We start from the raw sequence: 12,594 nt of genomic DNA, 5'->3' as shown, positions 1-12,594 counted from the left end.
GCCTTGCGCCGCTCGCTGTTTCGCCGTGCGCGATCGATCTCAGTCGTGGTCTGTCTGGCCTGGGTGACCCTGCTCGTCGGCGCGCTGGCCTGGCCGAAGCCCGCCCGGGCCCAGCCAGCAGCCGGCGATGCGTCTGCGGCGCCCGTGAGTGAAGTCGATGCCAAGCGCGAGGAGGCGCGCAAGCGCTTCGTCAAAGGACTCGAGCTGGTCCAGAACGAGTCGTGGGACGCCGCGCTGGCCGAGTTCCTCGCATCGAGAGAGCTCTTCCCCACGCAGGTGGCGCTGAAGAACGCCGCCATCTCGCTGCGTCAGCTCAAGCGCAACGCCGAGGCGCTCTCGATGTACGAGGAGCTGGTGCAGCGCTTCAGCGACAAACTGTCGCCCGCCGACAAACAATCGGTAAACGATGCGATGACCCAGCTGCAGAGGCTGGTCGGAGAGATCACGGTCGAGAGCAACCAGGCCGGCGCTCGCATCGTCGTCGACGGGCAGGAGCGGGGCAATTCGCCGCTACCAAAACCAGTGCGGGTCGACGCCGGAACCCGCAGCGTCCGGGTGTTCAAGGAAGGTTTCATTCCGTTCGAGACGCAGGTGTCGATCGCCGGCGCTCAGAAGAAAGTCGTGCGCGCGACGCTGTCGGCGCTGGCTCAGTCCGGCAAGCTCGCGGTGCAGGAGGCGGGCGGCAAGACGCTCGAGGTCGTCGTTGATGGAGCCACCGTGGGGAAGACCCCGTGGACCGGCGTGCTCTCCATCGGCACGCACACCGTGTTCCTGCGCGGCGAAGGCGACGTCGGCTCTCCTCCCACGGCCGCAGAGGTCCGCGCGAACGGGACGACGACCCTGCGCCTGGAGGCGGTCGTGCTCGACGGACGGCTGAGGGTCGAGCCCACCCCGGCCAATGCCCGCATCGACATCGACGGAGTCGAGCTCGGGAACGGGGTCTGGGAGGGGCGACTGAAGAGCGGCGCCCACAAAGTGGAGCTGCTGGCCGAGGGCTTCTTGCCGTACCGGCGCGACGTGCGCCTGAGCGCGGGGCAGCCCGAGGTGCTGCGCGTGGCGCTCGAGCGGGACCTGTCGAGCCCGATGTGGAGTACGTTCCGACCCCACGTTTACGTGCAACTGCAAGGAGGGCTCGCGCTCGGCCCAAGCCTCGGTGGCGGCGCCGATGACGCCTGCAGCGCCGGCGATTGTAGCGACCGCGGTCGCCCCTCCGGGTTCCTCGTGGGTGCGCTGGGTGGATATCAGCTGACGAGCGGGCTCGGACTCGAGCTGTTCTTCGGGTACCTGAGTGTGTCGGAGCAGGTCACGCGCACGAAACGCGGTCAGGCCGACGTACCGGCAAGGGCGACGGACTACCGCGACAAGACGCGCCTGTCCGGCCCCGTCGCGGCCCTGGCGGCGAGTTATCAGTTCTTCGAGGACACACCACTCACGGCCCGGCTCTGGGCCGGTGTGCTCCGGGCAACCGCGCGCTTCGAGAACGAAGGCACGTTCACCGGAACCTTGTCGCATTCGAGCGGCGCCACCTTCGACTTCTCGGAGCAGGTGAGCATCCCGGAGACCAACCAGGAGCTCTGGGTGCCGTTCGTGGGGCCCGAGGTCCGCTTCGGCTATCGCCTGAGCCGACATTTCATGATCGACGCAGGCGTGGCAGCGCTGTTCATGTTCGCGTCGTCGGAGAAGCGCTACGGCACGAGCACGGCGGACAGCGCCGATCCCGGTCGAGGTCGCCGCTCCGTCGCCCTCCGGGACTACCCCGGAGTGTTCCCAGGGAACGCAGACGCCCAACCCGGCAATCTCTTGCTCGACCCGGACAACGGCCTCGGCGCCTTCTACGTGCTCTCGCCGAGTGTGGCGCTCCGCTACGACTTCTGAGCTGCGCCCCGCACGCTGGTTGGTGCAACGCCGAGCCCGTGGCAAACTGGCGTCGGAGTCAGCGCGTGCACGACGACGAAGAGTTGTTCGCCATCATCATCGGCTCCGGCTTCGCGGGTCTGGGCATGGCCATCTCCCTGGCGCGAGCGGGGATCCGCGACTTCGTCGTGCTCGAAAAGGCGCAGACCCTGGGTGGAACCTGGCGCGACAACCTCTATCCCGGCTGCGCGTGCGACGTTCCGTCCCACGTCTACTCGTTCTCGTTTGCGCCCAACCCCGATTGGACCGAGACCTACGCGACCCAGGCGGAAATCCGCCGCTACATGGAGCGCTGCGCCGACCAGTTCGCCGTACGACGTCACCTCCGCTTCGGACAAGAGGCAGTCAGCGCGACGTTCGACGCCGAGTCGGGTCGCTGGACCGTCACGACCGCGTCGGGTGAGACGCTGCGCGCTCGCATCGTCGTCTCGGGGCTCGGCCCCTTGAGCCGCTTCTCCCTTCCGAAGCTGCCGGGCCTCGAGCGCTTCCGCGGGCACAAGTTTCACTCCGCCGCCTGGGACACCAGCTTCGACCCCCGCGGTAAATGCATTGCGAGCATCGGTACCGGCGCGAGCGCCATTCAGTTCGTACCGGAGCTGGCCAAGACTGCCAGACGCCTGCACGTCTTTCAGCGGACGCCGGCCTGGATCCTCCCGCGTAGAGAGCGCCGCTACCGCGGGCTCGAGAGGTGGGCGTTTGCCCGGGTGCCCGGCGCGCGTCTGTTGCACCGCCAGGCGATCTTCTGGTCCCACGAGGTCAGGGGCTTCGCCTTCGTCAACGAACCGCGGGTGCTCCGACTGATCGAACGGCTGGCCCTGCGCCATTTGCGTCAGTCGATCTCCGATCCCGAGCTGCGCGAAAAGCTCACGCCGCAGTACCGGATGGGCTGCAAGCGCATCCTGATGTCGAACACCTTCTACCCTGCCCTCGCCCAGCCGAACGTCGAGCTCTCGACCGCCGGTATCCGCGAGCTCACCGAGCACTCCGTGGTCGGCAACGACGGCGTCGAACGCGAGGTCGACGCCGTCGTGTTCGGCACGGGCTTCGACGTGCACGACTACCTGGGCTCACTCCGCGTGACGGGCGACCGCGGCCAGGAGCTCGGCGCGCTGTGGGCGGAGCATGGCGCCGAGGCGCACCTCGGCACCACGGTGGCCGGGTTCCCCAACCTGTTCATGCTGGTCGGGCCGAATACGGGACTGGGCCACAACTCGATCATCTTCATGATCGAGTCCCAGCTTGCGCTCGTCATGCGCTGTGTGCAGCTCCTGCGGCGCAAACCCGACACCTATCTCGCGGTGCGAAGGGAGGCGCAGGACCGCTTCAACGAACGACTCCAGGAACGCTTGCAGACGACCGTCTGGCACACCGGCTGCCGCAGCTGGTACCTGAACGAGAGCGGCAAGAACACCACCATCTGGCCCGGCATGTGCGCGGAGTTTCGCCTGGCCACGGCGCGCTTCGAGCCGCGCGACTACCAACTCTCGGTCGCCGGCCGTGACGAGACCCGCGACGCCGTTCGGGCGCTCAGCTCGGCTTGACCTTCTGCGGCAGCTGCGTCGAGGCAGGGCGCCGGCCGACTGAGTCCGGCACGAGCCCGACCAGGAACCAGGTCTTCATCTTGCCTTTGCCCTTGACCTCGAGCTCACCGCGCGCGCGCAGCTCGTATCGATCTTTCAGCAGCTCGTAGGTCGACTCGGAGACCTGAATGCTGCGCGGCTCCGAGTGACTCTCCATGCGGCTCGCAATGTTCACGGTGTCACCCCACACGTCGTAGATGAACTTCTTCTTGCCGATCACCCCCGCCACGACGGGGCCGGTATTGATGCCAATTCGCAAGCTGAGGTCGTCGCCGAACTCCCGGCTGAACTCGAGCATTCGCCGCTGCATCGCCAGGGCCATCTCGGCGATGGTCTGGGCGTGATCGTACTCGTGGCTGTGGAGCCCGCCCGCGACCATGTAGGCGTCGCCAATCGTCTTGATCTTCTCGAGCTTCAACTTGTCGACCAGATCATCGAAGCTGGAGAAGATCTGGTTCAGGCGCATCACGACCTGTTGCGGCGTGAGGCGCTGCGACATCTCGGTAAACCCGACGATGTCGGCGAACAGCACCGAGACCTGGGCGAAACCGTCGGCGATCGCGCCGTCTTCGCTCATCAACCGCTGGGCGATGCTCGGCGGCAACACGTTCAAGAGCAGCTCTTCGCTGCGCTCCTTCTCGCGCTCGATGGCCTCCACCTGCTGGCTGATGAGGCGGCGTTGCAAGAACGCGTCGCGCGCCTGCCCCTCGAGCTCCCGGGAAATCAGCGCGCCAATCGCGCCCAGGGAGAGCAGAGTCGTGCTGATGGAAGCGCGGACCGAGAGCGGGCTTCCAACCTGGACCGCCTCGAGGAGATTGTAGAGGCTCAGCGACGCGAGGGTGTAGCCGATCTGCGTCACCGGCGTCATGCGCGCGACGAAGGGGCCCACGGTCACGAACAACACCGAGTACGAGGTGTAGAGGAAGAAACCGTCGCGCCCGGCGATGGCACCGATGTAGAGCACCACTCCGCTCGCGGCGAGCCCGTACACCAGCATCGCGAGCTGTCCGAAGCGAGCGAGGAAGCGGGAGCCGATGAGCGCGTACACGGCGACGGCAATCGGTCCGAACAACCCGTAGCGAACGAGCCACGCGCGCTCGTGAACCTCGGGCACCACCAGCAGGTCGTGCAGACCGTAAGACAGGAACACGAGCGAGGTGAGACCGATACTGAAGCGCAAATACCGCCGGAGCGCCGCCACCGAGTCGGCCCGGAACGCCCGCTCGAGCTCGGGGTCCACGAACGCCGACGTCCAGCGCTGCTTCGGGGCTGCGGTCATCACGGGTTTGTGCATGATACTCGGTCGCTCGGGCGCCCTGTCGAGCGCAGAGCTCGAATGGAGCGTGAGATCTCGACCCGCTGCCGTGTAAAGTCAAAGCCCAGTGCTCCTCGCGAGGTTCTCTCTCCCGCTCCTGCTCAGCGCAGCCGCCTGCGGGGCGCCGACTGCGCAGCTCGGCCCTCCACCCAAGGTGACGCCACGGACTCTGCCCCACGCCGCAGCTCGGCAGCCCCCTTGGCTCGCGGACGAGACGGACGCAGCCGAACCCACGGCGAGACAGCCTCAGGCAGTCCTGGTGCGGGGTGCGAGGCTCTTGCTTGGTGACGGTCGGGTCATCGAGCGCGGGTTCTTGCTGTTCGCGGACGGCAAGATCAAGAGCCTCGGCTCCGGCGATGGCAGTGCGCCGGCCTCGGCGCGGGTGCTCGACGCTCGAGGCAAAGTGGTCACCCCAGGGCTCATCGACACCCACTCGCACATCGGCGTGTATCCCGTGCCCCAGGCCCTGGCCCACCAGGACGGCAACGAGGCAACTTCACCCGTGACCGCCGGCGTGCGGGCGCTCGACGCGTTCTGGGCGCAGGACCCGGCGATCGAACGCGCCGTCGCCGGCGGGGTGACCACGCTCCAGGTACTGCCAGGCTCCGCGAATTTGGTCGGCGGGCGAGCGGTGACCATCAAACTTCGGCGGGCGACAACGGGCAACGACATGCGTTTTGCCGGCGCACCTGCCGGGCTGAAGATGGCCTGCGGAGAAAACCCGAAGCGGGTGTACGGCGAGCGCAAACAGACTCCGTCGACGCGCATGGGGAACCTGGCGGCGCAGCGCGAGGCGTTTCTCGCAGCGGCCAAGCTCCGAGAAGCCTGGCGCACGTGGCGCGACAACGACACACGGCGCAGCGACGAGTTCGGGAAAAAACGCGCGGAATACGCGGCCAAACGCCAGGAGCGCAGCGCGCGCCGGAGCTGGTGTCGCACGCAGACCGAGGCCAAGAAGAGGCGGCAATGCGAGGCCTGGGAGCGCGACTGGGCAAAGGACGAGCTCGAGGAGCCGCAGATCCCCCCCGAGGTGCTCCCTCCGGATCGGGACCTCGGCGCGGAGACGATCGCGGCAGTCCTCGACGGCAAGATCTTGCTCCACATCCACTGTTACCGCGCCGACGACATGACACGCATGCTAGCGCTGACCGACGAGATGGGCGTGAAGGTCCGGAGCTTCCATCACGCACTGGAGGCGTACAAGATCCGCGGCGAGCTGGCGCGACGCAACATCGCAGTCTCCACCTGGGCCGACTGGTGGGGCTTCAAGCTCGAAGCCTACGACGGCATCCCGGAGAACATCGCGCTCGTCGCGAGCGCGGGCGGGCGCCCGGTGGTTCATTCGGATTCCGCCGAGGGCATTCAGCGTTTGAATCAAGAGGCCGCCAAGGCACTGTACAGCGGCATTCACTCCGGCATTGCCATCGACCCGTCGCGCGCCATCACCTGGGTCACCCAGAACCCCGCGTGGGCCCTCGGCATCGAAGACCGGGTCGGGACGCTGGCCGCGGGGAAGGACGCCGACGTCGTGATCTGGAGCGGCGATCCACTCAGTGTGTACGCGCGCGCGGAGCTCGTTTTCATCGACGGGGTCTTGCGCTTCGACTCCAAGAGCCCGGGCCCCCACTCGAGCGACTACGAGGCAGCCCCATGAGGCTCGGCCGGCGTTCACTGCTCATCCTCTCGGCGCTCGGCCTCGCTCCCCGCACGGTGCTCGGCGCGCCGCCGCTGCCAGGAAAAACGCCAACGGCTCGCACGAGCGTGCCTCCGCGGCTGAGCTTGCGCGGCGCCCGGGTGCTCAGCGCCGACGCGCCGCCGCTGGAAGACTCCCTGGTCGAGCTCGACGGCGGCAAGATCACGCGCGTCGTCAGCGGCGGCGAGCCGGCCAAGGGCAGCCAGGTCATCGAGGCCAAAGGCATGACCCTGACGGCCGGCTTCGTCGATCTGGTGACGGGCACCGGCCTGATGGAGGTCGAGCTGGAGCGTTCGAGCCGCAACGCGGAGATGGCCAGCAAAAACCCGATCCGCGCCGCGTACCTGGCCGCGGATGGGTACGACCCGGCGGCCAGCGCCGTGGGGGTCACCCGCGCCGGCGGTGTCACCAGTGTGGGAGTCGTGCCGAGCGGTGGGCTGATCAGCGGCCAGAGCGCCTGGATCGATCTCGATGACGAGACCTCCACCACGAACGTCGTCGTGCGACGCCTCGCGCTACACGTAGGCCTCAACAACGCCTGGTATGAAGGGGAACAGGTCAGCGTCGGCGCCTCGCTGCTGGCTCTGCGCGAGCTGTTCGACGACGCCCGCGAGCTCAGCAGGAACCCCGGCGGGTTCGACAAGAACCAGATGCGCAAGCTGGTCGCCAGCCGGCTTGATCTGCGGGCGGTCGCTGAGTCGCTGGCCGGAAAACTCCCGGTGATCTTCGAGGTCGACCGCGCGGCGGACATCCTGTCGGTGCTCGAGCTCGCGCGTGCGAACAAACTCAAAGCCGTGATCGCTTCAGCGGCCGAGGGCTGGAAGGTGGCCGACGCCCTGGCCAAGGCCAAGACGCCGGTCATCAACTTCCCCCTCGACAACCTGCCCCGCACCTTCTCTGCCCGCTTCGTGCGCGACGACAACGCGGCGCGGCTCGCGGCCGCCGGCGTGCCGCTGATCATCGCGAGTGGAGAGGTCCACAACGCCCGCAAGCTCCGGCAGATCGCCGGCAACGCCGTGCGCGCCGGGCTCCCGCACGCGACGGCGCTGGACGCAGTGACCCGGGCGCCTGCGAGCGCATTCGCGCTCGACAAACGCTACGGCCGCGTCGCTGCAGGCCTGGTCGCCAACCTCACCCTCTGGTCGGGTGATCCCTTCGAGCTGTCGACCAAGGTCGAGGCCGTGTTCTTGCGGGGCCGCCGCGCGTCGCTGGAGAACCGGCAGACCGCGCTGTTTCAGCGCTACAAAGCCCCGCAGCGGTAGCCTCAGTCGAAGCTGACACCGAGGGAGAAACGCCCGAACAGATCCGCAGGGAAGAGCGGGCCGTTCAGGTCCACCTGATCTTGGGCCTGCCGATCGATCGAGATCAGGAGCTGGTTGTCGCACTTGTCGCTCGTGGCCTGGCTCGGCGAAGTGGCTCCGCTGGGAAAACAGCGCTGCTGTTTGTTCAAGTGGAGCCCGAGGCCGATGCCACCGGAGATGGTGAAAGCACCCCAGCGAGAGTGCGAGCCGAACATGAAAAACGCCTCGCGCTCGACGGTCTCGACCTTGTCGATCAAGCCCGCATCGTCTTCGGTTCGGTATTCGTACGCGTAGTTCGTCATGCCGACGCGGATCACGTAGCCCCGAAGCGGCTTGCCATCGAGCCAGAACCCAACGTCGACCGCCGCGCCGCTCATCGGACCGAGGCCGTTCGACTTCTGCCGCAACACGTCGGGCGCGCCACCCAGGTTCAAGGTCGGGGGTTTCTCGTTCGCAACGAAGACGGGCACCACCTCCACGGAGAGGAAGTTGAACAGCGCCACCTCGGTCTCGAACCCAAGGCGTCCTTCGAGCAGCCAGTTGAACGGGTCGACGCGCAGCGACCACGGCGGCATCTCGAAGCCATTGCCCGACGGCTTCTCGGGCGGCGGAGGCGGCGGCGCGCCGTAGTCGAGCGGCGCGTAACCGGGTTGCTGCTGAGGAGGCGGGGGCTCGGTGTCGTACGCACTCGCCGACGGTGGCGCTTGGGTGCCGGTCGGCGGCAGTCCAGCGGGCGCTGTTGCGCTCGGCGCGGGCGCGGGCGCGGGCGCGGGGGGCGGTGGCGGCGGCGCGGGTTCGGGTTCGGGTTCGGCACCCGGCTCGGGGGGCGGGGGCGGGGGCGGGTCGTCCTGCGCGGCGGCGGGCCACGCAAGACAAACTCCAGCCAGCGTCAGGACCAGTGGGAAGCGATGCACGGACCACGATCTAGGACCCGCTCGGGGCCGCGTAAATGTTGGCGGCGATTTCCCCGGTGATCGCTCGGGTCGAAGCCGAAGCAGGCGCGGGCTGCCGCCGCGCTCAGAACTCTGCGTTGCCCGGGGTGCGCGGATACGGGATCGCGTCGCGAATGTTGGCGAGCCCACAAACGTAGACGACGAGTCGCTCGAGGCCGAGCCCGAAGCCGGCATGCGGCACGCTGCCGTAACGTCGCAGATCCCGGTACCACTGATACGACGCTGGATTCAGACCAAAGGCCTGCATGCGCCGGTCGAGCAACTCGAGGCGCTCCTCGCGCTGCGACCCGCCGATGATCTCCCCGATGCCGGGCGCGAGCACGTCCATGGCGGCCACGGTCTTTTCGTCGGCGTTGAGCCGCATGTAGAACGCCTTGATCTTCTCCGGGTAGTTCATCACCACCACCGGCGACTTGAACTCCGCCTCGGTCAAGAAGCGTTCGTGCTCGGTCTGCAGGTCCATGCCCCAGCTGACCGGGAACTCGAACTTCTTGCCGCTCTTTTCCAGGATCTTGATGGCGTCGCCGTAGTCCACGCGGGCGAACGCTTGGTCCACGAAGCCCTCCAGCCGTTCGATGGCCGCCTTGTCGACCCGCTCGACGAAGAACTTCATGTCGTCGGCACACTCGGCGAGCACGGCGCGGAAGACGTACTTCAGAAACGCCTCGGCCAGATCCGCGTCGTCGTTCAGATCGGCGAACGCGATCTCCGGTTCGACCATCCAGAACTCGGCCAGGTGGCGCGCGGTGTTGGAGTTCTCGGCGCGAAACGTGGGACCGAAGGTGTAGACCTTGCTCAGGGCCAGGCAGTAGGCCTCGACGGCTAGCTGCCCGGAGACGGTGAGGAACGCTTCCTTGCCGAAGAAGTCCTGCTGATAGTCGACCTTGCCGTCGGGTGTCCGAGGCAGGTTGGCGAGATCGAGCGCCGAGACCCGGAACATCTGCCCGGCGCCCTCGCAGTCGTTGGCGGTGATGATTGGCGTCGCGATCCAGTTGAAGCCTTGCTCGTGGAAGAAACGGTGGACGGCTTGCGCAATGCAGTTGCGCACCCGCGTCACGGCGCCAAACGTGTTCGTGCGCGGCCGGAGGTGTGCGACCTCGCGCAAGAACTCCATGCTGTGGGCCTTGGGCTGGATGGGGTAACTCTCCGGATCGTCGACGAAGCCGAGCACCTCGACAGTCTTCGCCTGGATCTCGAAGGCCTGACCCTTGCCCTGAGAGCGAGCGAGGGTCCCGGTGCAGACCAGCGAACAGCCCGGTCCGAGGCGCAGCACGTCCCGTTCGTAGTTCTCCAGCGCCTTGTCGGCGACCACCTGGATCGGCGCAAAACACGAGCCGTCGCTGACGTGGAGGAACGAGAGTCCCGCCTTGCTGTCGCGGCGTGTGCGGATCCAGCCGCGAACCGTGAGCTCCGCGCCTTCCTCCACCGCCCCGGACAGTGCCTGTTTCACCGAATGGACAGCCATGCGCGCTCTTCCTCCAGAAAGGGCGCGGATGATAGCAAAAACCGCGGGCCATGGCCCCGCCCCCCAAGCTCGCGTTATCGTCCGGGCCCATGCGTTTCATGTGCTTTGCGATTCTCGCCATCGGGCTCACCGGCTGTGGCTCGGACGACTCGGGTGGTGGCGGTAGCGGCGGCAGCGGCGGGGGCAACTCCGGACCCTGGCGTCGTGACGCCGACTTGCCGACGGCGGTGACCGGGGCCGCGGCGGCGGAGCTCGGTGGAAAGATCTGGGTCGCAGGCGGTGTCGTCGGCGGTGCGGTGTCGAACGGGGTGAACGTCTACGATCCCGCGACGGACACCTGGAGCGCGGGACCGGAGCTACCCGCCGCGCGCGCGCAGGCAGCGATGACCAGCGTCGGTGGTGATCTGTATGTGATCGGCGGCTTCAGTGACGTCGACGCGAGTCCAGCCGACACCATCTACGTGCTCCCGGCGGGAGCGACGACCTGGGAGAAACGCTCGTCGCTGCTGCTGAACCGCGCGGCAGGGTACGCGGCGACGTTCGACGATGGCGTCTACGTCTTTGGCGGTGCCGGCGATTCGAAGCTGCTCGGCGACACCGTGGTCTTCGACCCCGGAGCAAATAGCTGGTCGGTGAAGGCCGCCATCCCGAGCCCGCGTCAGGCGTTTGCCGGCTTCGTGCTGTCGGGGCTCGTGTATGCCGTCGGCGGCACCACGGACAGCGGCGGAGTCACGAACAAGGTCGACGTCTACGATCCCAAGGCCAACACCTGGAGCGCCGGCCCCGAGTTTCCCATACCGCGCGACGACTTCGGCGCCGCGACCCTCGACGGGAAAGCCTACGTGGCCGGCAGCGACAGCGTCGGCACGGTCGACGTGTTCGATGGCACGAATTGGTCGAGCGGGCCGACCTTGCCCTCGCCTCGCAGCGGCGTCGCGGTGGTCGCAGCGGCGGGCCGGGTCTACGTGATCGGCGGCGAGCTTGTCAGCGGCGGCGGCGGCATCACGCTCGAATCCTACGCGCCGTGAGAGCTCAGCTCGCGTACGACACCGAGCTCAGACCCGCTCGCTGACGCTCGACTCGTGTGGTCGAACCCGGCTGCCGGACACGAGCGTTGCTCGCGCGGGATTGATCACGCTGCTGATCGCCTCGTCGAGCAGCGCGCGACTCTCCTCGGCATCGAGCCGCCCGAACGCGCGCGCCTCCGAGCTGGTCTGCCCGGGCGCGGTCGCCACGAGGCGTGCGAGCCCGCGCTCGAAGGCGGAGTCGATCGTCGCAGAGAGTGCCTCCCCCTCCCTGGCGAGTGCCCAGGCGACGAACGCCCATCCGAGCTCGGCGTGTCGCGCCTCGTCTTCGGCAATCAGCTCGAGCGCGCCGCGCACTGCCGGCTCCGTGGCGTGCTCCAGCTGTCGCGCGGCGGCCAGTGCGCCCACGGTCTCGGCGCAGCACGCCTCTTCCACGACTGCAGCCACGACATCAGCGAGCAACCGGCGCGGTTGCACGTCCGCGAGCTCGAAGGCGCTGGGACCCCACGCCTCGCCGCCGAACGCTCGGGCGAGCCCGAAACACAGCTCCGCGTGCCGCACTTCGTCCAGGCCGGCCGAGAGCGCGCGCTCCACGAACTCGGCCGGAGCACCCACGCCCAGCAGCTCGAGCGCGAAATTCGCAAACGCGGCGACGGAGGCGTGTTCGAGCAGCGCGTCGCCTTGCCATGCGCTCGCCAGTTCGGCAGCGAGGGCCGGCGGAAGCTCTCGTGCGCTGACGCTGAGCAACTCGCGCGAAGCACACCAAGCTTCCCCGCGCACCAACCTCGCCACACGCGGAACGCCCGCGATCAGCAGCGGTCGCCCGCAGGGCGCAATGGGACCGGTGCAACCCACGTAGCAGCACTGTCTGCCGTCGAAGCTGGGGCCGCGGCTGGCGTAGAACCCTTCACACGCGCCGCTCACGCGATTGCCCGAAAGACAGCCGTTGACGTCGTACTCCCCGGCCTGCGGCGGGACCTGACCGACCACCGCGTGCGGCTGGAAACACTTTCTGGTAGGATGCGCACAGGTCTGCGACGGGGTCGGCGGCGGATGCTTGGCCACGGGTGCCTGCTCCGGCAGCGGCGGCTGTGTGGCCACCGGCGGCGGCGCGGGCTCAGCAGGTGAAGGCTCCGAGGTCGCAATGACGGGCGGGCTGGGCTCGCCTTCCGTGGGCGCGATGTACACCGGGCCCGGCGCCGGCGGCGGGGGTTCGGGCCGCGCCGCGCTCTCGCCGGAGTGGCAACCGGAGACGAGCGCGGCGGCCGCACCCGAGCCGAGCGCGGCGACGAGCCGAGCTCGCAGCAACAACGCCGTGCTTTCGCCGCCACCCCAGCTGCGCGACATG

9 protein-coding genes are annotated in these 12,594 nt (G+C 68.1%); 5 read left to right on the top strand and 4 right to left on the bottom strand.

Features of this window, described 5'->3' with window-relative positions:
• The first annotated feature begins 3 nt into the window (after positions 1–3).
• Both IPI67_11735 and IPI67_11730 read left to right on the top strand, forming a co-directional pair.
• Positions 4–1,875 (top strand): PEGA domain-containing protein, encoded by a 1,872-nt coding sequence (locus IPI67_11735; protein ID MBK7580867.1) that lies wholly within the window; start codon positions 4–6, stop codon positions 1,873–1,875.
• 125 nt (positions 1,876–2,000) lie between these two features.
• A complete protein-coding gene (locus IPI67_11730; GenBank protein MBK7580866.1) occupies positions 2,001–3,455 on the top strand; it encodes an NAD(P)/FAD-dependent oxidoreductase in 1,455 nt (484 codons plus the stop codon).
• On the opposite strand, the gene IPI67_11725 is transcribed toward IPI67_11730, so the two are convergent.
• Entirely contained in the window at positions 3,442–4,788 is a 1,347-nt protein-coding gene (locus IPI67_11725) for a hypothetical protein (protein MBK7580865.1), read from the bottom strand. The genes IPI67_11730 and IPI67_11725 overlap by 14 nt on opposite strands.
• Positions 4,789–4,876: 88 nt before the next feature.
• Here IPI67_11725 and IPI67_11720 point away from each other — a divergent pair, with 88 nt between their 5' ends.
• A complete protein-coding gene (locus IPI67_11720) occupies positions 4,877–6,463 on the top strand; it encodes an amidohydrolase (GenBank protein MBK7580864.1) in 1,587 nt (528 codons plus the stop codon).
• The gene (locus IPI67_11715; GenBank protein MBK7580863.1) at positions 6,460–7,764 is read left to right on the top strand and encodes an amidohydrolase family protein; all 1,305 of its coding nucleotides are present in this window, start codon (positions 6,460–6,462) and stop codon (positions 7,762–7,764) included. The genes IPI67_11720 and IPI67_11715 overlap by 4 nt, the downstream gene beginning before the upstream one ends.
• Positions 7,765–7,766: 2 nt before the next feature.
• On the opposite strand, the gene IPI67_11710 is transcribed toward IPI67_11715, so the two are convergent.
• Both IPI67_11710 and asnS read right to left on the bottom strand, forming a co-directional pair.
• The gene (locus tag IPI67_11710; GenBank protein ID MBK7580862.1) at positions 7,767–8,717 is read right to left on the bottom strand and encodes a hypothetical protein; all 951 of its coding nucleotides are present in this window, start codon (positions 8,715–8,717) and stop codon (positions 7,767–7,769) included.
• Between the two features lie 103 nt (positions 8,718–8,820).
• Entirely contained in the window at positions 8,821–10,221 is a 1,401-nt protein-coding gene (asnS, locus tag IPI67_11705; protein ID MBK7580861.1) for an asparagine--tRNA ligase, read from the bottom strand.
• Positions 10,222–10,310: 89 nt separating this feature from the next.
• On the opposite strand from asnS, the gene IPI67_11700 reads away from it, so the two are divergent.
• Positions 10,311–11,249, top strand: a complete 939-nt coding sequence (locus tag IPI67_11700; protein ID MBK7580860.1) for a hypothetical protein — start codon at positions 10,311–10,313, stop codon at positions 11,247–11,249.
• Positions 11,250–11,276: 27 nt separating this feature from the next.
• On the opposite strand, the gene IPI67_11695 is transcribed toward IPI67_11700, so the two are convergent.
• On the bottom strand, positions 11,277–12,593 hold the full coding sequence (locus tag IPI67_11695) for a ferritin-like domain-containing protein (GenBank protein ID MBK7580859.1): 1,317 nt from the start codon (positions 12,591–12,593) through the stop codon (positions 11,277–11,279).
• Between the last annotated feature and the right edge of the window lies 1 nt (position 12,594).

The sequence above is a fragment of the Myxococcales bacterium genome, from assembly GCA_016706225.1.
Taxonomy (GTDB): Bacteria; Myxococcota_A; Polyangia; order Polyangiales; family Polyangiaceae; genus JADJKB01.
Note: the sequence above shows the minus strand (reverse complement) of the source record. Positions and strands in the feature narration are given on the sequence as shown.

Coding starts and splice junctions, on each gene's coding strand:
- IPI67_11730 (MBK7580866.1), top strand. CDS start 2,001: ATGGCCATCTCCCTGGCGCGAGCGGGGATCCGCGACTTCGTCGTGCTC.
- IPI67_11725 (MBK7580865.1), bottom strand. CDS start 4,788: ATGCACAAACCCGTGATGACCGCAGCCCCGAAGCAGCGCTGGACGTCG.
- asnS (MBK7580861.1), bottom strand. CDS start 10,221: ATGGCTGTCCATTCGGTGAAACAGGCACTGTCCGGGGCGGTGGAGGAA.
- IPI67_11715 (MBK7580863.1), top strand. CDS start 6,460: ATGAGGCTCGGCCGGCGTTCACTGCTCATCCTCTCGGCGCTCGGCCTC.
- IPI67_11700 (MBK7580860.1), top strand. CDS start 10,311: ATGCGTTTCATGTGCTTTGCGATTCTCGCCATCGGGCTCACCGGCTGT.
- IPI67_11695 (MBK7580859.1), bottom strand. CDS start 12,593: ATGTCGCGCAGCTGGGGTGGCGGCGAAAGCACGGCGTTGTTGCTGCGA.